We start from the raw sequence: 21,232 nt of genomic DNA on the forward strand, positions 1-21,232 counted from the left end.
CGGAACCCCGATGCGCGGGGGCCGTCACGCCTCGTAGCGTGCTCGCATGGCTCTGCACCGCACCGCCGCCGCGCTCGCTGCGGCCACCACCCTGATCGTCGCCGCCGGGTGCGACAACCTGTCCTTCCGCCGGCTCGACTACGACAACACCGAGGCGGTCCGGATCAGCAGCATCCGGGTGCTCCCGGGGGCCGGCGACGTGACCGTCCGCGCCATCGGCGCGCAGGACGAGGTGCGGATCAAGCGGGTGGTGCGCTACCAGGGCGGTCAGCCCGACGCGACGTACGAGATCAAGGGCGGCGAACTGGTGCTGGACACCGACTGCGGTTCCCGGTGCAGCATCTCCTACGAGGTCACCGCCCCGGACGGGGTGAGCGTGAAGGGCGAGACCGGCTCCGGTGACGTCGACCTGAGCAGGGTGGGCCCGGTGGAGATGCGGCTCGGCTCGGGCAACATCCGGGTGACCGCCTCCAGCGGCCCCGTACGCGCGGAGACCGGCTCCGGCAACATCCAGGTGGCCGGCGCCGGCGGGCCCGTACGCGCCCAGACCGGCTCCGGCAACGTCGAGGTCGACGAGGTCGCCGCCGCGGTCACGCTGCGTACCTCGTCGGGCGACATCACCGGCCACCGCCTCGGCGGCGGGGTGGACGCGGAGACGGGCTCGGGGGACATCGCCGTCGACCTCACGACGCCCGCCTCGGCGCGGGTGCACGCCTCCAGCGGGAGCGTCGATCTGGTCGTGCCGGCGGGCCGCTACCGGGTCCGCTCCAACACCGACGGCGGCGACGCCGAACTGGGCGTCACCGACGACCCGTCCGCCACGCTGGTGCTCGACCTCTCCACCGGCAGCGGCGACATCAGGGTCACCCAGCGTTGATCTCGACGGTCTCCGGCTCCCGCGCGGCCCGGGGCGCCGGCACCACCGCCCGCCCGCTGACCGGTCCACCGGCCCTGCCGTCGACCCCGTGCCGGGTGGCCGGTCCGCCGGTCCTGCCGTCGGCGGCCGCGTCGACGGTGGCCGGGCCGGGGCGGGCACGGCCCGGGACCAGCTCCGGCGGCCTGCGGGCGGCCACGTCCTCCACCCAGCCGACGAGGGCGGTCACCGCCGCGACCAGCGCGAAGACCAGCGCCACCCGGATCGCCAGGCCGAGCGGGTCCTGGTGCGACCAGCCCACCACGTCGACCAGCGGGGTGAGCGCCACCACGAACGGCATGTGCCACAGGTAGACGGTGAGCGCCCGCCGGTTGAACATGGTCACCACCCGGCCGAACGCGGCGCTGCGGTCCACCCAGGGTGCGCTCGCCGGACCCCGACCGAGCAGCACGAGGACGAAGGCCGCCGACCAGAGGGCGTTGCCCAGGGGGTTGTCGTTCAGGTCGTACCCGCGCGGTCCGGGGTGGGTGACGATCCAGGCGGCCCCGGCGGCGGCGAGGGCCAGCGCGACCGGGACCAGCACCCGGTTGGCGAGGCGGCGCAGCATGCCGGCCTGGTGGGCGAAGCCGAGCAGCCAGGCCCCGAAGTAGAGCCCGAACTGGTGCAGCGCCACCGGCAGCGCCGGGAGCAGGCCCAGTTCGGCCGCCGCGAGCAGGGCGTACGGGGCGATCAGGGTGGGCACCGGGGCCCGCCGGAACAGCCAGAGGGCCACCGGCGAGGCGAGCACGAACCAGAGGTAGTCGCGCAGGTACCAGATCACGCTGAGTGCGATCGCGCCCCAGCCGTTGGCGGGCGGGTCGGCGATGGGGAAGAGCCAGAGCAGCACCTTAGGGCTCAGCGGCAACCCGGTGAGCAGCATGGCCGGCACGAAGACGGCGGCGAGCACCCACAGCGACGGCAGCAGGCGCCGCAGCCGGCGCACGACCGCTCCCGGCCCCCACCGGTGCAGTGAGGCCGCCATCAGCGAGCCGGCGAGCGCGAACATCACCGACATCGCCGGGAAGACGAGGGTCAGCGTGGCCCAACCGGTGACGTGGTAGACGACGACTCGAACGATGGCCAGGAAGCGGAGCAGGTCCAGGTATCGGTTTCGCATCAGCCTGCATCTATGTCCGGGGATACGGGGGCTGTCTTACCCCCTACCCTCCGGGCCGAGCACGCCAAACAGAAGAGAACCCACCAGAAGGTGACATCTTCCATACGTCCGACCGATACCGATCATGCGTCGGACGGGCTCTGGGCCGGGACGCGGCGCGTCCCGGCCCCTGGCGTCAGAAGCCCAGCTTGCGCAGCTGCTTCGGATCCCGCTGCCAGTCCTTCGCCACCCGGACGTGCAGGTCGAGGTAGACCCGGGTGCCGAGCAGCTCCTCGATCTGCCGGCGGGCGGTGGTGCCGACGTGCTTGAGCCGGCTCGCCCGGTGGCCGATCACGATCGCCTTCTGGCTGGGGCGCTCGACGTAGACATCGGCGTAGATCTTCATGAGCCGGCCCTCGGGGACCATCTCCTCGACGACCACCGCGATGGAGTGCGGCAGCTCGTCGCGGACGCCCTCCAGGGCGGCCTCCCGGATCAGCTCGGCGACCAGCACCTGCTCCGGGTCGTCGGTGAGCATGTCGTCGGGGTAGAGCTGCGGCGACTCGGGCAGGTAGCCGGTCATCACGTCGACCAGGGTGTCCACCTGGTGCCCGGAGACCGCGCTGACCGGCACCACCTCGGCGAACTCACCCAGCTCGCTGACCGCGAGCAGTTGCTCGGCCAGCCGCTTGCGGTCCACCAGGTCGGTCTTCGTGACCACCGCCAGCACGGTGGCCTTCAACTCGGCCAGCTCGCCGGTGATGAACCGGTCGCCCCGCCCGATCGGCTCGTCCGCCGGAATGCAGAGGCCGATCACGTCGACCTCGCTCCAGGTCTGCCGGACCAGGTCGTTGAGGCGCTCGCCGAGCAGCGTACGGGGGCGGTGCAGGCCCGGGGTGTCGACCAGCACGAGCTGGGACTCCGGGCGGTGCAGGACGGCCCGGATGATGTGCCTGGTCGTCTGCGGCTTGTTCGAGGTGATGGCGATCTTCTGCCCGACGATCGCGTTGGTCAGCGTCGACTTGCCGGCGTTCGGCCGGCCGACGAAACAGGCGAACCCGGCCCGGTAGGGGCGCGGCTGGAGATCGCTCACTCGACCACCGTGCCGAGGACGGACCCGTCCGGGGCGGCCACGTGGATCGGCGCGTCCGCGGCGAGGTCGCGTACCGCCGCGTGCCCCGCGCCGTCCAGCGTCGACGCCTCGGTGACCACCACGGCCGCCTCCAGCCGGGTCGCGCCGGCCGCCACCGCCGAGGCCACCGCGAGCTGGAGCGCGGTGATCGTCAACGACGGCAGCGACACGCTGGCCGCCGCGTACGTCCGACCGTCCTGGTCGCGGACCGCCGCGCCCTCCACGGCGCCCACCCGGCCACGCGCGCCCCGCGCCAGGACGACCAGCTTGCCGTCCTCGGCGCTCAGCTCGACCGGGTCGGACGGGGTGGGCCGGGCGGCCGGTACGGCGGGTGACTCAGGCATCGGCGGGTTGCCTCTCCTCGGATCGGTTCGTGTCGTCCCGGGGCTCGGCGTGCTCGCCACGCCCCGGGCCGTTCTGCGTGTCGGTCGACTCCGCCCGGTTCACCAGCACGGTGTCGATCCGGTTGCGTCGGCCGGTGGTGCCCTCGGCGACCAGCTGGAGCCCGGCGACCTCGACATGCGCCCCGGGGATCGGGACCCGGCCCAGGGACTGGGCCAGCAGGCCGCCGACGGTCTCCACCTCGTCGGTGGGGAGGTCGGTGTCGAACAGCTCGCCCAGATCCTCCACCGGGAGCCGCGCGGTCACCCGCACCGCCCCGTCGTCGAGGTGCTCGACCGGCGGGCGCTCGACATCGTACTCGTCGGTGATCTCACCGACGATCTCCTCCAGGATGTCCTCGATGGTGACCAGCCCGCCGGTGCCGCCGTACTCGTCGACGACGATGACCAGGTGGTTGCGGGCGGCCTGCATCTCCGAGAGCAGGTCGTCGACCGGCTTGGACTCGGGCACGAAGGTGGCGGGGCGCATCAGCTCGGCGACCGGGAGCTGCCGGTCCTCCGGGGCACCGCCCTGGGTCCGCCGGATCAGGTCCTTGAGGTAGAGCACGCCGAGCACGTCGTCGACGCTCTCGCCGATGACCGGGATGCGGGAGAAACCGGAGCGCAGGAAGAGCGCCAACGCCTGGGAGAGCGTCTTGCGCTCCTCGATCCACACCATCTCGGTACGCGGCACCATCACCTCCCGGGCGATGGTGTCGCCGAGCGCGAAGACCGAGTGGATCATCTGCCGCTCGCCGTGCTCCACGACACCGCGCTGCTCGGCCAGGTCGACCAGCTCGCGCAGCTCCACCTGGGTGGCGAACGGGCCCTCCCGGAAGCCCCGGCCCGGCGTGACCGCGTTGCCGATCAGGATCAGCAGCGAGGCGAGCGGGTTGAGCGCCCGGCCCAGCCAGCGGACCAGCGGGGCGACGGACCGCCCGACCACGTACGCGTGCTGCCGGCCGATGGTCCGGGGACCGACCCCGACCACCACGAAGCTGATCACGGTCATCGCGCCGGCGGTGACCAGCGCCGCGCGCCAGCCCGCGCCGAAGGTGTCGACCGCGACCAGCGCCACCAGGGTGGTGGCGGTCAGCTCGGCGAGCAGCCGCAGCAGGAGCAGGAGGTTGAGGTGGCGGACCACGTCCCCGGCGACGGCCTGGAGCGTGCGTGCGCCCCGCGCGCCGTCGCGGGCCAGCTCGGCGGCACGGGCGGGCGAGACCGCGGCGAGGGCCGCCTCGGTCATGGCGATGAGGCCGGCCAGCACCACCAGGCCGGCCGCGAAGACCAGCAGTTGCAGGTCGGGCAGGCCGGTGGCGGCGGCCGCCAGTGTCGGGGTGGCCATCACCGGGACCGGGTCGACCGCCAGCTCGCCAGCAGCCGGGCCTGGAGAGCGAACATCTCCCGTTCCTCCTCCGGCTCGGCGTGGTCGTAGCCGAGCAGGTGCAGCACCCCGTGCACGGTGAGCAGGTGCAGCTCGTCGGCGGCGGCGTGACCGGCGGTGGCCGCCTGCTTGGCCGCCACCTCCGGGCAGAGCACGATGTCGCCGAGCAGTGCGGGCTCGCCGCCGGCGGCGGACGTCTCACCGGGCCCGTGGTCGACGCTGCCCTCGTCCATGGGGAAGGCGAGCACGTCGGTGGGGCCGTCGCCGCCCATCCAGCGGTGGTTGAGCTCGGTCATGTAGTCGATGTCGACCAGCAGCACGGACAGCTCGGCGAGGGGGTTGACCCCCATCTCGTCGAGGGCGTGCCGGGCCACGGCGAGCACGGCGTCGGTGTCGACGTCGACACCCGACTCGTTGGCGATCTCGATGGACAACAGTCTTCCCTCGGTCTAGCGGCGCCGGCCGGCCCGGCCGCCCTGGGCGGACCGCCCCGGCACGGCGTGCACGCTCTGCGCCTGCTGGTTCTCCCGCTCGTCCCAGCGGGCGTACGCGTCGACGATCTCCCCGACCAGCCGGTGGCGGACCACGTCGGAGCTGGAGAGCTCGGCGAAGTGCACGTCCTCCACGTTCTCCAGGATCTCCCGGACCACCCGCAGGCCGCTGGTCGTGCCACCCGGGAGGTCCACCTGGGTGACGTCACCGGTGACGACGATCTTGGAATTGAAGCCGAGCCGGGTGAGGAACATCTTCATCTGCTCGGGCGTGGTGTTCTGCGCCTCGTCGAGGATGATGAACGCGTCATTTAGGGTTCTTCCCCGCATGTATGCCAGCGGCGCGACCTCGATCGTGCCCGCCGCCATCAGCTTGGGGATGGAGTCGGGGTCGAGCATGTCGTGCAGCGCGTCGTAGAGCGGGCGCAGGTAGGGGTCGATCTTCTCGTTGAGCGTGCCGGGCAGGAAGCCGAGCCGCTCGCCCGCTTCGACCGCCGGCCGGGTGAGAATGATCCGGCTGACCTGCTTGGCCTGCAACGCCTGGACGGCCTTCGCCATCGCCAGGTAGGTCTTGCCGGTGCCGGCGGGGCCGATGCCGAAGACGATGGTGTGCGCGTCGATCGCGTCGACGTAGCGCTTCTGCCCCAGCGTCTTGGGACGGATGGTGCGGCCGCGCCGGGAGAGGATGTTGAGCGTCAGGACCTCGGCGGGCCGCTCGGCGCCGCCCTGCTCGAGCATGCCGACGGTACGCCGCACGGCGTCAGTGGTCAGGGTCTCGCCTTTCTCGATGAGTTCCAGCAGCTCGCTGAAGATCCGCTCGGCGAGGGCGTTGTCGGCGGGGGCGCCGGTGATGGTGATCTCGTTGCCCCGGACGTGCACGTCGCTGTCGACCGAGCGCTCGACCAGTCGCAGGATCTCGTCACCCGCGCCGAGCAGGTTGACCATGATCTTGGAATCCGGGACGGTGATCCTGGTCTGCACCCGGGGCGGGCCGGGAGGTGGGGTGCCGGTCATAGGTCGGGCCGAGGGGCCCTGCGCACCTGCTCTCGATCTCGGCGCCGGCCTGCTGGCGCGACGCGCTGACGTTACTGCCATCTTATCTTTCCAACAGCGGTGGCACCCTGCCCATTTCCGCGCGTGGGGCACGAGCGGACCGGTCACCTCTTCCGCGGCCGGGGCGGACCGGACGGGGCGGGTCCTCGGCCCGTCCGGTCGCGCGCGTCAGGAGCCGGCTCGGAAGTCGTACCGCTCGAAGGTCTCCTGGTGCCGGGTGAACCGGTAGGTCGCCCAGTGCATCCGCACCACCGTGCCGTGCTCGTCCCGGGTCAGCCGGAGCAGCTCCCCCGCCTCCCGGCCGGAGACCGTGCGGAACACGTCCGGCCGGTCCGGCAGCGCGACGAAGACCGACGGCGGCTTGCCGGCCGGATCGTCCGCGCCCCGGGCCCGCAGCTCGCCGTCGTGCCAGGAGAAGACGTACTCGAAACCCTCCCCCCACCAGCGGCCGAGCAGCCCGCGTACGCCCTCGGGGGCGGGCGGGCCCGGCTGCCACGGTGTGACGTCGGCGGGGTCGTGCTCGACCGCAGCGGCCAGCAGCCGGTGCGGCAGGTCGAGGACCTCGCCGGCGGTGCCGGAGGAGCCCAGCACCGCGACGCCCATCGCGCCGGGGGTGCCTTCCCCGCCCCGCCGTCCGTAGACGCTGGCCAGGAAGCCGGGCATCGCGCCGTAGTGCCCGACGTGCATGATCCGTTCGCCCTGCGGCACCAGGATCAGGCCGAGCCCGAAGCCGTCGGCCCAGAGCGTCTCGTCGGTGACCGTCGCCGGCCAGCGCATCTCCTCCAGCGTGGCCGGGGCCAGCACCGCGCCGGCCGGGTCCAGCGCCGCCGGGTCGGCGAGGAAGGCCGCCCAGCGGGCCATGTCGGAGGCGGTGCTCCAGAGCTGCGCCGCCGGGCCGACCGCCCCGAAGTCGGTCGGCGGCTCGGGGCGTGCCTCGTCGGAGTAGGCGTCGACCAGGAACCCCGTCGCGGCGTGCGGCCCGGGTTCCGTCGAGGTCCCGGCCAGCCCCAGCGGGGTCAGCACCCGCTCGGCGAGCACCTCCGCCCAGGTGCCGCCCCGCAGGTGGCCGACGAGCCGGCCGAGCAGCGCCATGCCGAGGTTCGAGTAGTGGTAGCGGCGGCCCGGGGGCAGCACCCGCTCGGCCCGGGCCAGGTCGGCGACCAGCCCGTCGGCGTCCGGCATGCGCAGGGTGTCCCAGACGTCGCCGTACGGCTCGCGTTGCAGGCCGGCGGTGTGCGACAGCAGCCGGCGCACCGTCAGCTCGCCGTGAGCCGGCGGGTCCAGGTGCCGGCCCAGGGGGTCGTCGAGGTCCAGCAGGCCGTCGTCGCGGCACTGGAGGGTCAGCACGGCGGTGAGCGTCTTCGTGACCGACCCGATCCGGAACCGGGTGCCCGGCCCCAGCTCGGTGTCGTTGCCGGTCCCGCCGACGGCGCACGTCCAGAGCGGGCGGTCCGCCCGGTGCAGGGCCGCCGACACCGCCGGCACCCGGGCCTGCGCCTGGACCGTCCGGACCATCCGCGACAGGCGGTCGTCGACCACCGTCACGCGAGGTTCCGGGCCAGCATCGGGCCCAGTGGCGCCCCGCCGAGCACGTGCGCGTGCACGTGGAAGACCTCCTGGCCGCCGTACGCGCCGGTGTTGAACATCAGCCGGAAGCCGTCGCCGAGCAGTCCCTCGTCCTCGGCCACGGCGGCGGCCGTGGCGAGCACCTCCCCGGCCAGCGCCGGATCGCCCTGGGCGAGCGCCGCCACGTCGGCGTAGTGCTCCTTCGGGATGACCAGCACGTGCACCGGCGCCTTCGGGTCGATGTCGCGGAAGGCGAGCGTGGTGGCGGTTTCCCGGACGATCGTGGCCGGGATCTCCCCGGCGACGATGCGGCAGAAGAGGCAGTCGGTTCCCATGCGGGGCAGTGTAAGGAAGGGCACCTGTCAACGCCTTCGGTAGCGGAAGGGTCCCTTCCTCGCACCGGGGGTGGGCCAGGCATGATGGCCGGCGTGACTTCACGGGCGGTACTGGTGACGGGAGCCTCGCGCGGCATCGGGCGGGCGGTGGCGACCGCGTTCGCGGCAGGCGGCGACCGGGTGGCGATCCACCACCGGGACTCGGCGGAACTGGCCGGGGGGCTGCGCGCCGAACTGCCCGGCGAGGGGCACGTCGTGGTCCGCGCCGACCTCACCGACCCGGACGCCGTACGGGCCATGGTCGACGAGGCGGCCGGCCTGCTCGGCGGGCTCGACGTGCTGGTCAACAACGCCGGCGTGTACGGCGAGCGGGACGCCCCGCACCCGGTCTTCGGCGCCTCCTACGAGCAGTGGCGCGCGCAGTGGCGGCAGGTGCTGGAGACCAACCTGACCGGCGCGGGCAACGTCATCTGGTGCGCCGCGCAGCACATGCGCGACCGGGGCGGCCGGATCGTCAACGTCTCCTCCCGGGGTGCCTTCCGGGGCGAGCCGGAGCAGCCGGCGTACGGGGCGAGCAAGGCGGGGCTGAACGCGCTGGGGCAGTCGCTGGCGGTGGCCCTCGCCCCGTACGGCATCACGATCGCGACGGTCGCCCCGGGCTTCGTGGAGACCGACATGACCACCGGACACCTGAGCGGGGAGCGGGGCGCCGCGATCCGGGCGCAGAGCCCGTTCAACCGGGTGGCCCGCCCCGAGGAGATCGCCGCCGCCGTGCACTGGCTCGCCTCCCCGCAGGCGGAGTGGGCCTCCGGCACCATCGTCGACCTCAACGGCGCCTCCTACCTGCGCAGCTGACCGGCTTCGTTCCTCAACAAACTCCCAGCGTGGCGGGGGTGACGGTGGGCAGTGCCGGGGTAAGGGTTGCCGGCATGACGGACAGCGTGCTGGACCTCACCGACGACTACCAGGTGGTCGACGGTCACGACGACGATCCCGTACTGCTGCGCCCGGACGGCAGCCCGGTGGACACCTGGCGGGAGGACTACCCGTACGACGAGCGCATGGAGCGCACGGAGTACGACCACCACAAGCGGCTGCTCCAGATCGAGCTGCTGAAGCTCCAGGACTGGATCCGGGAGTCCGGCGAGCGGCTCGTGATCCTCTTCGAGGGGCGCGACGCGGCCGGCAAGGGCGGGACGATCAAGCGCTTCATGGAGCACCTCAATCCGCGCGGCGCGTCGGTGGTGGCCCTCGCCAAGCCGAACGAGCGGGAGTCCACCCAGTGGTACTTCCAGCGGTGGCTCGGGCACCTGCCGGCGGCCGGCGAGATCGTGCTGTTCGACCGGTCCTGGTACAACCGCGCCGGGGTGGAGCGGGTGATGGGCTTCTGCACCCGCAAGGAGTACCTCGAGTTCCTCCGCCAGGCCCCCGAACTGGAGAGGATGCTGGTGCGCTCGGGCATCCGCCTGGTCAAGTTCTGGTTCTCGGTGTCCCAGAACGAACAGCGCACCCGGTTCGCCGTCCGCCAGGTGGACCCGGTGCGGCAGTGGAAGCTCTCCGACATGGACATCGCCTCGCTCGACAAGTGGGACGAGTACACCGAGGCCAAGGAGGCGATGTTCTTCTACACGGACACCGCCGACGCACCGTGGACGGTGCTGAAGAGCAACGACAAGAAGCGGGCCCGGATCGAGGCGATGCGCCACGTGCTGAGCCGCTTCGACTACCACGACAAGGACCACGAGGTGGTCGGCGTACCGGACCCGCTGATCATCGGCCCGGCCGGGCTGGACCTGGACCCGGAGGAGCAGACGGTGCACGTCTTTCCCAGGCTCTGACCCCCGCCGGACGCGCGCCCCGACCACGCTGGCCGAGATGCCCTGGCCAGCGACGGTCAAGGACGAGGCCCGCACCGCTGGTGACCGACCCGTCGGGCCGCGGCCTCCGGGCCGGAGGTCACCGTCGTCGCGGTCAGCCCACAGCAGGGTACGAAAGGATCTGTCCTGTATCGAATACAGGCTGGCTCACGATTCAGTGCAGCCGGAGTGTCCGGCGCACCGTGACGACGAGCAGGACGACAGCGCCGCCGACCAGCAGGAGGGCCTGGAGCGACTGGAACAACCAGAATCGACTGGCTGGATGGACGTCGAAGGCCGCCTGGTATCCCTTGGCGAGCAGGCAGTCTTGTTCGGCGAGTTCGGCCCGGCTCGACGACGGGTCGACGCCGGCGGCGGGTGGGCACACGCTGGACAGCGAGCCGTCCGCCACCCGGCCGTCCGGGGCCACCCGCATCTCGGCGACGATGACGTCCCCGTTGGCGATGAGAGCGTCCCGGCTCACGCCGACCTGCCGGTCCGGCTTGGCGTAGAGGTCGTGACTGACGATGACCGCAGGGATGGCAACGGCGATCACCGCCACGGTGACCGCCATGGCCGGCACGGTGCGGCGCAGGATGGCGCTGGCGGCGGCGCCGACTGCGAATGCGAAGAGCCACCACGCGGCAGGCGCGAGGCCGACGATGTTGAACTTGCCGGGGTTGGTGAAGGAGGAGTCAGGGAAGGCACCCTCGAACACCGCGTTCCACCGACCGACCATCACCGCCAGGGCTGCCCCGGCGACCACGACGGCCACGCACAGCAGGCCGAGCTTGGCGAGGATCCAGCGTAGCGTCGTCACGGACTGGGTCCAGGCCATGCGGAACGTGCCGCGCTCCATCTCCCGAGCCACGAGGGGCGCACCCCAGAAGGCACCGATCAGTGCCGGTCCCACCAGGGGCAGGTAGCCGAAGACCTGGTAGACGGCGTGGTAACGGTCGAACATCCCGCGGTTGAAGTCGTGACACACCGGCGACGATCCCGGGCAGCCGTCGGGAGCGTGGCCTGCCGCCCACGAGGTGGCTTCGAGGGCGGAGACCAGGAGTATCCCGCCGAGCAGAATCAACGCCCCGAACGTGACCAGCAGCTGGGCGCGGTGCTGACGGTAGGTCAGCCAGACCATCTTGCTCTCCTTCTCAGTTCGCCCGGACGATGTTGGGGCGGGGCAGCGCTGCGGCGTCGGGGTCACGCAGGTAGGTCAGGACGAGGTCCTCGAGGGACAGGGGACGTTCGGTCCACCGCTGGTCCGCAACGGCACCGGCGCCGCGGACCAGCATCGTGGCCTGCCGGCCGGTGCTGCTACGGGCGACGACGGGCAACTGGGCGGCCACCGCCTCGGCGCTGTCCGCCGGACCGGTCAGTAGCCGGTGCTCGGAGAGCAGGTCGTCGATGTCCCCGCTGACCTGCACACGGCCGCCGTTGAGAACGACCAACCAGTCGCAGGTGCCCGCAAGGTCGGGCACCACGTGCGAGGAGAGCAGGACGGTCATGCCCGTCTCCGCCACGGCGGACATCAGGCTGCTCGTCACGTCGTGTCGGGCCAGGGGGTCCAGGTCGGCGAGCGGCTCGTCCAGCACCAGCAGGTCGGGCCGCTTGGCGATCGCCAGGGTGAGCGCCACCTGGGTCTGCTGGCCGCCGGAGAGCCTCGCCACCCGCCGGTCGAGCGGGATCCTCAACTCGTCGAGCCTGCCGCGGGCCAGGTCGTCGTCCCAGTTCGGATTCATCACCCGGCCGAACCGCATCATCTCCGCGACGGTGAAACCGTCGTAGAGAGGCTTCTCCTGGGCCAGGAACGCGATCCGGGACAGCGCGGCGCCGTCGCGTCCCACCGTCGTGCCGAAGACGCGGACCGACCCCCGAGTGGGTTGCAGCAATCCGACGATCATGTGGAGGAAGGTCGTCTTGCCCGCTCCGTTGGGGCCGACCAGCGCGGCGACCCGACCGGCCGGTACGGCCACCGAACACTCGCGCAGCGCCCAGGTACGGCGGTACTGCTTGCCGAGCCCGGTCGCCTCCAGCGCATTGCCCTCCCGTCGCGCATGGGCCGGATGCTCCTCCGGAGACCTGCCCAGTCCTGGCATGTTCACGACCACCGCATCCTCACTCGTCCTCACGCCGACCGCCGGAACGAATCCATCAACACCGACGCGAACAGCGCCTCCACGTCCTCCTGGTCCAGGCCGGCGCGGCGGGCCTGGCCGACCCAGGCGGACAGCTGGGCGGCGAGTCGGGCCTGCTCACCCGCGTCGGCGGTCCGCAGCGACCGACGGACGAACGTGCCCTGCCCCGGGCGGCCGATGGCGAGGCCCTCCCGCTCGAGCTCCCGGTATGCCTTGAGCACCGTGTTGGGGTTGATCGCCAACCGCGCCACCACCTCCTTGGCGGTGGGAAGCTTGTCGCCGGGTTGAAGAACCCCTAGCCGGAGCGCGTGTTTCACCTGGTGGACGAGCTGTAGATAGGTGGAGACCCCGGACCCACGATCCAGATGGAACTCGATCAACTCCGCCCCCTTTCACTATTTCAATAGTGAAAGGGTGAAGGGGTGAGGGGGCCCTGTCAAGCCACTCCGACGGATCGGCAGTGACTCGCCGCGATCACGCGGGCGTGACGCCTCCGCCGACCACCGGAATGCGCGACAGCCCTGGCACGATGGCGGTGCTGCGGCGCTGAGCCCCCGAGGCGTTCACGTCGCCGCCGAGAGCGGCCCGGCGCACGGGGATGAGCGCAGATCCGAGACAAGATGGGGCCGGCCGGCGCCCCCGATGCGGCTGCGGCGTACCGACGGTCACCAGTGGCCGAGGCGGGTGGCCAGGACACTGAGGGCGGCCACCCCGGCGGTGGACGTACGCAGCACCGAGGGCCCCAGCCGCACCGGCCGGGCGCCGGCCTCGGCGAAGGCGGTCAGCTCGGCCGGGGCGATGCCGCCCTCCGGGCCGACGACCAGCACGATCTCACCGGCGGCGGGCAGCTCGACGGTGGTCAGCCGCTCCCGCGCCTCCTCGTGCAGGACGAACGTCGCGGCGGCGCCCGCGATCCGGCGGGCCACCGTCGCGGTGGACTCGTCGGGGGCGCCGGCCACCACCGGCAGCCACGACCGGCGGGCCTGCTTCGCCGCCTCGCGGGCCGTCGCCACCCACTTCTCCCGGGCCCGGGCGCCCCGGTCGCCGCGCCACTGCGCCACCGAGCGTGACGCAGCCCAGGGCACGATCTCGTCCACCCCGACCTCGGTCATCGCCTGCACGGCCAGCTCGCCCCGGTCGCCCTTGGCGATGCCCTGCACCACGACGAGCCGGGGGACGGCCGCGTCGACGTACCCCCGGGAGATGACGTCGAGTTCGAGGCTGCCCCGGCCGACGGCCGTGACCACCGCGGACGCGGTGCCGCCCCGGCCGTCGGCGAGCAGGAGTTCCTCGCCGACGCGCAGTCGTTGCACCGTGGCGGCGTGGTGCCCCTCGGGGCCGCCCAGGGTGAGCTGGTCGGCGGTGGGCAGCGACTCGACCAGGAACAGCGGCGCGGACACGACGATCAGGCTAGCCGCCCCGGCGGACGCCGGGGCGGTCAGGCCGCTCAGGCGTGGCCGTTGAAGGCGTCGCGCATCCGGGAGAAGAAGCCGCCCTGCTTGGTGAGCTCGGCGACCTCCTCGCCCCGGGTCTTGGCGAAGTCGCGCAGCATCTTCTCCTGGTCGGCGTCGAGCTTGGTGGGGGTGCGCACGTCGAGGTGGACGTAGAGGTCGCCTCGGCCGGTGCCACGCAGGTGCGGCACGCCCCGGGCGCGCAGCCGCAGCGTGCTGCCCGGCTGGGTGCCGGCCTTGACGTCGACCGTCTCCTCGCTGTCCAGCGTCTTGATGGTCAGCCGGGTGCCGAGGGCCGCCGCGGTCATCGGCACCGTGACCCGGCAGTGCAGGTCGTCGCCCTTGCGGGAGTAGACGTCGTGCGGCCGCTCGTGGATCTCCACGTAGAGGTCGCCGGCCGTGCCGCCGCCCGGGCCGACCTCACCCTGCTGGGCGAGGCGGATGCGCATGCCGTCCTCGACACCGGCCGGGATCTTGACGGTCAGCGAACGGCGGGTGCGGACGCGGCCGTCGCCGGCGCAGGTCGGGCACGGGTGCGGGATGGTGGTGCCGTAGCCCTGGCAGACCGTGCACGGCCGGGCGGAGACCACCTGGCCGAGGAAGGTGCGCTGCACGGACTGCACCTCGCCCCGGCCGGCGCACGCCTCACAGGTGGCCAGGTGGGTGCCGGCCGCCGTGCCGGCGCCGGAGCAGGTGGTGCAGAGCACGGCGGTGTCGACGGTGATCGGCGCCTCGACGCCGAACGCGGTCTCGTGCAGGTCCAGCTCCAGCCGCAGGATGGCGTCGGCGCCGGGCCGGGTACGCGGTCGCGGACCCCGCGAACCGCCGGCCGCGCCGCCGAAGAACGCGTCCATGATGTCCTGGAAGCCGACGAACGGCCCGGCGCCGCCGGGGCCGCCCGGGCCACCCGCACCCCCGCCCCCGGGGGCGAGCGGGTCACCGCCCAGGTCGACGATCTGCCGTTTCCGGTCGTCCGAGAGGACCTCGTACGCGGCGTTGATGTCCTTGAACTTCTCCTGGGCCTCCGGATCCGGATTCACGTCCGGGTGGAACTGCCGCGCCAGCTTGCGGTAGGCGCGCTTGATCTCGTCGTCGGAGGCTTCCCGGCTCACGCCGAGAATGCCGTAGTAGTCCCTGGCCACTGCGTTCCGTGTCCTCATGTTCGTCTCGCGTTGCGCCGGTCGGCGGCCGGAGCCGGCCGTCGGCCCTGACTGGTCAGTTCTGGGCCAGCAGCTCGCCCACGTAGCGTGCCACGGCCCGCACCGTGGCGATGGTGCCGGGGTAGTCCATCCGGGTCGGCCCCAGCACGCCGAGGCCGCCGACGCTGGTCGCGCCCGGCCCGTAGCCGGTGCTGACCACCGAGGCGGCGCGCAGGTTGTCGATCTCGTTCTCGTCGCCGATCAGCACCCGCGTCGTGCTCGGCTCCGCCTCGCCGATGAGCTTGAGCATGACGACCTCCTCCTCCAGCGCCTCCAGGATGGGGCGCAGGGAGCCCTGGAAGTCGAGCAGGCCGCCGCGGGTGAGGTTGGCCGTCCCGGCCAGCGCGATCCGCTCCTCGTGCCGCTCGATCAGCGTCTCCAGCAGCACGGTGGAGAGGGTGGTCATGGCCGGGCGCAGGTGGGGCACCGACTCCTCGACGAGCGCCTGCACCAGCGGCGGGGTCTCCGACAGTCGGGTGCCGACCAGCTTCTCGTTGACCAGCCGGCGCAGGTCCGTGACGTCGTCGGCGGGGATCGGCGCGGGCAGCTCGACCAGCCGCTGCTCGACCCGGCCGGTGTCGGCGATCATGACCAGCATCAGCCGGGTGGTGGAGATCGGCACCAGCTCCAGGTGACGCACCGAGGAACGGGCCAGGCTCGGGTACTGCACGACGGCGACCTGCCGGGTGAGTTGCGCCAGCAGCCGGACGGTGCGGTGCACCACGTCGTCGAGGTCGACGGCGCCGACCAGGAAACGCTCGATCGCCCGGCGCTCGGCCGGGCTGAGCGGCTTCACCCGGGACAGCCGGTCCACGAAGAGCCGGTAGCCCCGGTCGGTGGGCACCCGGCCGGCACTGGTGTGCGGCTGGCGGATGTAGCCCTCCTCCTCCAGCACGGCCATGTCGTTGCGGACGGTCGCCGGTGAGACCCCCAGCTGGTGCCGCTCGACAAGCGCCTTGCTGCCGACGGGCTCCTGCGTGGCGACGTAGTCCTCGACGATCGCGCGCAGCACGGCGAGCTTGCGGTCGTCGAGACCCATCCTCCCCACCTCCTGTCGCACGTCGGCCCCGGCACGCGGGGGGCCGGGGCGGGCTGCTGGCACTCGACTGTAGCGAGTGCCAGTCTACGTCGGCGGGGCCGCCCGCGCGATGATCGACCTGGGGTGATCAGTCCGATCGGCGACCGCGCGGGCCCACCCGACGCCCCCGTGGGGCCGGTGTTCCGGGCGTCCCGGCCGGTGTCGCGCTGGTGCCGCCTTGCCGGCTGCCCCTACCGTGACCTTCATGACTGAACCACCTCGCCCTCCCGGAGCGGGGGACCCCGGCTTCCCGCCGGACCCGACCGCCCCGTCGGGGGTTCCCGGCCCCGCCGGCTCCGGCGACCCCACCGCACCACTGTCCGGGGCACCGGGCCCGGGCAGCCATCCTCCACCCGGTGGCTATCCGCCGCCCACCGGTGACCAGCCGCCGTCGGGCGGCTACCCTCCGCCCGGCGACTACCCACCGCCCGGTGGCTATCCCCCGCCCGGCGACTACCCGCCGCCCGGGGGCTACGGACCGCCCGGCGGCTACGGAGCGCCGGGGGCCGGCTATCCGACCGGTGGCGGCTACGGACCGCCGACGGGCGGCTACGCCAGCAACGAGGACAAGAACTGGGCCCTGATCGCCCACTTCGGCGGCGCGGCCGGCGTGATCGTCGGCGGCGGCATGCTCGGCTGGCTGGCGCCGCTCATCGCGCTGATGGTCCGGGGGCAGCAGTCGCCGACCGCCCGGGCGCACGCCGCCGCGGCGCTGAACTTCCAGCTCACCTGGACGATCGTCGGGGTGCTGAGCTGGGTGGTCACGCTGATCACCTGCGGGGTGCTGTTCTTCGTCCCCATGCTCGTCTGGCTGGTGCCGCTGATCTTCGGCATCATCGGCGGGCTCAAGGCCAACGAGGGCGTGCTCTACCGCTACCCGCTGACCTACACCTTCACCAAGTGACCCGGGTCGGCCGCTCCCCCGGCCGGCCCCGGCACGCGGCTCAGGGCAGCAGGTCGCGGACGACCGCGTCGGCGAGCAGCCGGCCCCGCAGGGTCAGCACGGCCCGGCCGGCCGCGTGCTCGTCGGCGGCCAGCAGCCCGTCGGCGAGGGCCCGCGCGGCGCCGGCCCGACCGGCGTCGTCGAGGGCGTCCAGGGGCAGCCCGGAGGCGAGGCGCAGTCGGAGCATGACGTCCTCCATGTGCGCCTCGTCGGCCGTGAGCACCTCGCGGGCCAGGCCGGGCGACTCGCCGCCGGCGAGCCGCTTCGCGTACGTCGTGGGGTGCTTGACGTTCCACCAGCGCACGCCGCCGACGTGGCTGTGCGCCCCCGGGCCGAGGCCCCACCAGTCGGCGCCGGTCCAGTAGAGCAGGTTGTGCCGGCACCGGGCCGCCTCGTCGCGGGCCCAGTTCGACACCTCGTACCAGGAGAGGCCGGCCGCGCCGAGGGCGGCCTCCGCGGCGAGGTAGCGGTCCGCGGCGACGTCGTCGGAGGGGTACGGCAGCTCGCCGCGCCGCATCCGGGCGGCCAGCCGCGTGCCGTCCTCCACGATCAGGGCGTACGCGCTGACGTGGTCCACCCCGGCGGCGACGACCTGGTCGAGGGAGGCGGCGAAGTCCGCCTCGGTCTCCCCCGGCGTGCCGTAGATCAGGTCCAGGTTGACGTGGTCGAACCCGGCGTCGCGGGCCTCGCGGGCGGCGGCGACGGCCCGGCCGGCGCTGTGCGTGCGGTCGAGGATCGCCAGCACCCCCGGCGCGGCGGACTGCATGCCCAGCGAGATCCGGGTGTAGCCGGCGGCCCGCAGCGCCTTCAGCGACTCGGGCGTGACCGATTCCGGATTGGCCTCGGTGGTCACCTCGGCGCCGGGCGCGAGCCCCCAGGTGCGGTCGATGCCGTCGAGGATCCGCGCCAGGTCGTCGGCGGGGAGCAGGGTCGGGGTGCCGCCGCCGACGAAGACCGTGTCCACCCGGGGCGGGGGCGCGTCGCCCAGCACCCGGCGGGCGAGCGCCAGCTCGGCCAGCACGGTGTCGGCGTAGTCCTCCCGGCCCGCCCCGCCGCCCAGTTCGGCGGCCGTGTACGTGTTGAAGTCGCAGTAGCCGCAGCGGCTGGCGCAGAACGGCACGTGCACGTACACGCCGAAGCCGCGCGCGCCGACGGCTCGGGTGGCGGTGGCGGGCAGCGAGCCGTCGACGGGGACGGTTTCGCCTTCTGGAAGGACGCCGGGCATGGCCACTAGTGTGCCCGGCATGACCTCTCCAGACGTGCTCGTGCGGGTCGCCACGGCCCGTGGGGTGACCACCCTCACCCTGGACAGCCCGCACAATCGCAACGCGCTCTCCACGCCGCTGATGACCCAGCTGCTGGCCGGCCTCGCCGAGGCGGTCGCCGACGACGCCGTACGCGTGGTCGTGCTCGACCACGCGGGCCCGGTCTTCTGTTCCGGCGCCGACCTGAAGGAGACGGCCGCCGCGTACGCCAGCGGGAGCGTGCCGGCCGGGATGCTCGGCGACGTGCTCGCGGCGGTCTGGGAGTGCCCGAAGCCGGTGGTGGCGAAGGTGGCCGGCCCGGCCCGGGCGGGCGGCCTCGGTCTCATCGCGGCGGCCGACCTGGCGGTGTGCGCGCGGGAGGCGACGTTCGCCTTCACCGAGGTGCGGATCGGCGTGGTGCCGGCGGTCATCTCCGCGACCGTGCTGCCCCGCCTGCACCCCCGCGCGGCGGCCGAGCTCTACCTGACCGGCGACACCTTCGACGGCCGGCGGGCGGCCGAGATCGGCCTGGTCACCGTCGCCGTGCCGGCGGACGGACTGGACGCGGCGGTTGCGGGGTACTGCGACTCTCTGGTGCGGGGGGCACCGGGCGCGCTGGCCGGGGCGAAGCAGCTGTTGCGCCGGCCGCCCGCCACGGACCTGCGGGCGGAGATCGCCGACCTGTCCACCCTCTCGACCGGGTACTTCCTGTCGGAGGAGGGACGCGAGGGCGTCCTGGCGTTCCGGGAGAAGCGGCCGGCGCGCTGGGTGCCCGCCGACGGCGACGCGGGCGCCGACCGGTGACACCGGGCCGGGGCGGGGGTGTGGCCGCGCGGTGAGCGGGGACTGCGGGTTGCGTCCCGGCGGCCCGCCGGGGCGTCCGCCCGGCGGGCCGGTGCCACGCCCGGCGCTCTTGGAGAACCGGTCGGACGACCCGGAAGGCACCACGAGGGACGTACGCTTGTCGGACTGTCGATCAGGGGGTGTGGGTGCGTACTCGGGCAGTCGTGGCGGGCGGTGTCGTCCTCGTCGTCCTCGTCGCGGTCGGGATCTGGATCGTCATCCGGCAGATGGGCGGGCAGCTGCGCCTTCCCCTGGCCAGCCGGACCTGCACGGTGCAGGCGGACGGCCGGGTGGCGCTGGACCCCGACCAGATGGCCAACGCGGCGACGATCGCGGCCATCGGCATCCAGCGGAAGATGCCCGAGCGGGCCGTCGTCGTGGCGCTGGCCACCGCCTACCAGGAATCCGGCCTGCGCAACCTCGCGGGCGGCGACCGCGACTCGGTCGGGCTGTTCCAGCAGCGCCCCAGCCAGGGGTGGGGCACCCCGGAGCAGATCCGCGACCCCCGCTACGCGGCCAGGAAGTTCTACGCCGGGCTGAAGAAGGTGCGCGGCTGGGAGCAGATGCGGGTCACCGACGCGGCGCAGAAGGTGCAGCGCTCGGCCTTCCCGGAGGCGTACGAGAAGTGGGCCGACGAGTCCGAGGTGCTGACCCGGGCCCTGGTCGGGCACGCCACCGGCGCGGTCGCCTGCACGGTGGGCCGCGACCCGGCGATGCGCGGCGAGGCCGCGGCGACCGCGCTGACCCGCGGCCTGTCGTTGGACTGGGGCCTGGCCGGCGCGACCACCGCGGCGGACCTGACGGGCCTGACGGTCCCGGCCGCCGACGAGCTGCGGGGCTGGCGGTACGCGCACTGGCTGGTCTCGCACGCCCAGGACCACGGCGTGAAGCGGGTGCGCTTCGGCGACCTGGAGTGGACGGCCCGCGACGGCACCTGGAACCGGACCGACGACACGCCGGCCACCGGGCGGGTCGTCGCGGAGGTCTTCGCCGAGGCGTAGTGGCCCCCGATCTCCTTACCGGCAGTCACCGCATAAACCGGCATTACCGGCGATAACTCTCGCCACGCCACCCGGCTCTGACAGATCGTCACCGCGCCGCTCCCCACAGTCCGGACAACGGTCGCATATCGTGCTGGGCAGTACCCCGCCCCGAAACCAGCGGGTTACGATCGGCGGCCTGTGCCAGCAATGGTTTCGCCTCATGGGGAGGGGTACGTCGAAGTGTTCGACTACGGCGACCGGACCGGTTACGAACCGATCAGTGACACCGACCGCAAGGAGTTCCACGAGCAGGGCTTCCTCCTGCTGCGCAACGTCCTGACGGAGGACCACCGGGCGGCGCTGGAGGCGGCGGTGGACCGCGTCTACGCCGAGGAGAAGGCGAAGGGCACCACCACCAAGGACGGCACCCTGCACCTGTTGGGCTTCCTGGAGCGCGACGAGCTCTTCGGCGACCTGCTGACCCACCCGATCGCCTTCCCGTACATGTGGGGCCTGGCCGGCTGGAACATCTACACCCACCACAACCACCTGGACGTCACCCCGCCGGCGGCGGAGCCGGAGAAGCCCTACTGGGGGTGGCACCAGGACGGCTACCGGCAGAACTCCGACCCGGAGACGATGGACCCGAACCTGCCCCGGCCGATGTTCTCGCTCAAGGTGGCCTACGTCCTCTCCGACCTGTCGGAGAACGGCCGGGGCGCCACCAAGGTGATCCCGGGCAGCCACCTGTGGAACTCGCTGCCCCGCCCGGCGGACACCTCCGTGCACAACCCGGACCCGGAGGGCACGGTGGAGATCACCGCCAACCCCGGTGACGCCTTCATCTTCGACCGCCGCCAGTGGCACTCGCGGTCCACCAACCTGTCGACCATCACCCGCAAGATGCTCTTCGTCGGCTACACCTACCGGTGGATCCGACCGCTGGACGAGCTGCACATCGACAAGGACGGCGAGTGGTGGGCCAACCGCACGCCGGTGCAGCGCCAGCTCTGCGGTGAGGGCACCCACACCGCCAACTACTGGGGCATCAACTGGGACGGCTACATCGACGACGAGATCCCGCTGCGCAAGGAGCTCAAGCAGCGCGGCCTGCTCGACCGCAACGTGCCCTGGCTGCGCTGAGCCG

At 72.9% G+C, this 21,232-nt stretch carries 22 protein-coding genes; 7 read left to right on the forward strand and 15 right to left on the reverse strand.

The window, feature by feature from the left end:
* Nucleotides 1–46 precede the first annotated feature (46 nt).
* Nucleotides 47–877 carry a DUF4097 family beta strand repeat-containing protein gene (locus tag OG989_RS31515; protein WP_151452827.1) on the forward strand — a complete coding sequence of 277 codons (831 nt, stop codon included), beginning with the start codon at nucleotides 47–49 and terminating at the stop codon, nucleotides 875–877.
* Here OG989_RS31515 and OG989_RS31520 read toward each other — a convergent pair.
* The 8 genes from OG989_RS31520 to OG989_RS31555 form a co-directional block, all read right to left on the reverse strand.
* Nucleotides 864–2,030, reverse strand: a complete 1,167-nt coding sequence (locus OG989_RS31520; RefSeq protein ID WP_151452826.1) for an acyltransferase family protein — start codon at nucleotides 2,028–2,030, stop codon at nucleotides 864–866. The genes OG989_RS31515 and OG989_RS31520 overlap by 14 nt on opposite strands.
* Nucleotides 2,031–2,205: 175 nt before the next feature.
* On the reverse strand, nucleotides 2,206–3,102 hold the full coding sequence (gene era, locus OG989_RS31525) for a GTPase Era (RefSeq protein WP_151452825.1): 897 nt from the start codon (nucleotides 3,100–3,102) through the stop codon (nucleotides 2,206–2,208).
* Nucleotides 3,099–3,485: a cytidine deaminase gene (locus tag OG989_RS31530; protein ID WP_101412356.1), complete on the reverse strand. Its 387-nt coding sequence runs from the start codon at nucleotides 3,483–3,485 to the stop codon at nucleotides 3,099–3,101. Before OG989_RS31530 ends, era begins: the two co-directional genes overlap by 4 nt.
* On the reverse strand, nucleotides 3,478–4,890 hold the full coding sequence (locus OG989_RS31535; RefSeq protein ID WP_327031282.1) for a hemolysin family protein: 1,413 nt from the start codon (nucleotides 4,888–4,890) through the stop codon (nucleotides 3,478–3,480). Before OG989_RS31535 ends, OG989_RS31530 begins: the two co-directional genes overlap by 8 nt.
* The gene (gene ybeY, locus OG989_RS31540; protein WP_132240405.1) at nucleotides 4,866–5,339 is read right to left on the reverse strand and encodes an rRNA maturation RNase YbeY; all 474 of its coding nucleotides are present in this window, start codon (nucleotides 5,337–5,339) and stop codon (nucleotides 4,866–4,868) included. Before ybeY ends, OG989_RS31535 begins: the two co-directional genes overlap by 25 nt.
* Before the next feature lie 15 nt (nucleotides 5,340–5,354).
* A complete protein-coding gene (locus tag OG989_RS31545) occupies nucleotides 5,355–6,410 on the reverse strand; it encodes a PhoH family protein (RefSeq protein ID WP_151452823.1) in 1,056 nt (351 codons plus the stop codon).
* A gap of 207 nt (nucleotides 6,411–6,617) precedes the next feature.
* A complete protein-coding gene (locus OG989_RS31550; RefSeq protein WP_151452822.1) occupies nucleotides 6,618–7,994 on the reverse strand; it encodes a serine hydrolase domain-containing protein in 1,377 nt (458 codons plus the stop codon).
* Nucleotides 7,991–8,350 (reverse strand): histidine triad nucleotide-binding protein, encoded by a 360-nt coding sequence (locus tag OG989_RS31555; RefSeq protein ID WP_327029320.1) that lies wholly within the window; start codon nucleotides 8,348–8,350, stop codon nucleotides 7,991–7,993. Before OG989_RS31555 ends, OG989_RS31550 begins: the two co-directional genes overlap by 4 nt.
* A gap of 93 nt (nucleotides 8,351–8,443) precedes the next feature.
* Between OG989_RS31555 and OG989_RS31560 the strand changes: the two genes are divergently transcribed.
* Nucleotides 8,444–9,205, forward strand: coding sequence for an SDR family NAD(P)-dependent oxidoreductase (locus OG989_RS31560; protein ID WP_327029321.1), 762 nt, complete (start codon nucleotides 8,444–8,446; stop codon nucleotides 9,203–9,205).
* 74 nt (nucleotides 9,206–9,279) lie between these two features.
* A complete protein-coding gene (gene ppk2 / locus OG989_RS31565; RefSeq protein ID WP_327029322.1) occupies nucleotides 9,280–10,188 on the forward strand; it encodes a polyphosphate kinase 2 in 909 nt (302 codons plus the stop codon).
* Between the two features lie 193 nt (nucleotides 10,189–10,381).
* Here ppk2 and OG989_RS31570 read toward each other — a convergent pair whose 3' ends face one another.
* The 6 genes from OG989_RS31570 to hrcA all read right to left on the reverse strand — a co-directional run bounded on the left by OG989_RS31570 (nucleotide 10,382) and on the right by hrcA (nucleotide 16,033).
* Entirely contained in the window at nucleotides 10,382–11,347 is a 966-nt protein-coding gene (locus OG989_RS31570) for a hypothetical protein (RefSeq protein WP_327029323.1), read from the reverse strand.
* A 13-nt stretch (nucleotides 11,348–11,360) separates the two neighbouring features.
* Nucleotides 11,361–12,305 (reverse strand): ABC transporter ATP-binding protein, encoded by a 945-nt coding sequence (locus OG989_RS31575; protein WP_151452837.1) that lies wholly within the window; start codon nucleotides 12,303–12,305, stop codon nucleotides 11,361–11,363.
* 29 nt (nucleotides 12,306–12,334) lie between these two features.
* Entirely contained in the window at nucleotides 12,335–12,724 is a 390-nt protein-coding gene (locus tag OG989_RS31580) for a GntR family transcriptional regulator (protein WP_151452817.1), read from the reverse strand.
* 285 nt (nucleotides 12,725–13,009) lie between these two features.
* Nucleotides 13,010–13,744, reverse strand: a complete 735-nt coding sequence (locus OG989_RS31585) for a 16S rRNA (uracil(1498)-N(3))-methyltransferase (protein ID WP_151452816.1) — start codon at nucleotides 13,742–13,744, stop codon at nucleotides 13,010–13,012.
* Nucleotides 13,745–13,791: 47 nt separating this feature from the next.
* Entirely contained in the window at nucleotides 13,792–14,937 is a 1,146-nt protein-coding gene (dnaJ, locus tag OG989_RS31590) for a molecular chaperone DnaJ (protein ID WP_192581261.1), read from the reverse strand.
* A 73-nt stretch (nucleotides 14,938–15,010) separates the two neighbouring features.
* Nucleotides 15,011–16,033 carry a heat-inducible transcriptional repressor HrcA gene (gene hrcA / locus OG989_RS31595; RefSeq protein WP_151452815.1) on the reverse strand — a complete coding sequence of 341 codons (1,023 nt, stop codon included), beginning with the start codon at nucleotides 16,031–16,033 and terminating at the stop codon, nucleotides 15,011–15,013.
* A gap of 244 nt (nucleotides 16,034–16,277) precedes the next feature.
* Here hrcA and OG989_RS31600 point away from each other — a divergent pair, with 244 nt between their 5' ends.
* On the forward strand, nucleotides 16,278–16,976 hold the full coding sequence (locus OG989_RS31600) for a DUF4870 domain-containing protein (RefSeq protein WP_327029324.1): 699 nt from the start codon (nucleotides 16,278–16,280) through the stop codon (nucleotides 16,974–16,976).
* 40 nt (nucleotides 16,977–17,016) lie between these two features.
* Here OG989_RS31600 and hemW read toward each other — a convergent pair whose 3' ends face one another.
* Nucleotides 17,017–18,240: a radical SAM family heme chaperone HemW gene (gene hemW / locus OG989_RS31605; protein ID WP_192581260.1), complete on the reverse strand. Its 1,224-nt coding sequence runs from the start codon at nucleotides 18,238–18,240 to the stop codon at nucleotides 17,017–17,019.
* A 19-nt stretch (nucleotides 18,241–18,259) separates the two neighbouring features.
* Between hemW and OG989_RS31610 the strand changes: the two genes are divergently transcribed.
* From OG989_RS31610 to OG989_RS31620, 3 genes are all read left to right on the forward strand, one after another.
* The gene (locus tag OG989_RS31610) at nucleotides 18,260–19,063 is read left to right on the forward strand and encodes an enoyl-CoA hydratase-related protein (protein WP_327029325.1); all 804 of its coding nucleotides are present in this window, start codon (nucleotides 18,260–18,262) and stop codon (nucleotides 19,061–19,063) included.
* Between the two features lie 179 nt (nucleotides 19,064–19,242).
* Nucleotides 19,243–20,103 (forward strand): hypothetical protein, encoded by an 861-nt coding sequence (locus OG989_RS31615; protein WP_192581257.1) that lies wholly within the window; start codon nucleotides 19,243–19,245, stop codon nucleotides 20,101–20,103.
* Between the two features lie 189 nt (nucleotides 20,104–20,292).
* Nucleotides 20,293–21,228, forward strand: a complete 936-nt coding sequence (locus OG989_RS31620) for a phytanoyl-CoA dioxygenase family protein (protein WP_151452836.1) — start codon at nucleotides 20,293–20,295, stop codon at nucleotides 21,226–21,228.
* Nucleotides 21,229–21,232 lie beyond the last annotated feature (4 nt).

It is taken from the genome of Micromonospora sp. NBC_01740 (assembly GCF_035920365.1).
Classification (GTDB): Bacteria; Actinomycetota; Actinomycetes; order Mycobacteriales; family Micromonosporaceae; genus Micromonospora; species Micromonospora reichwaldensis.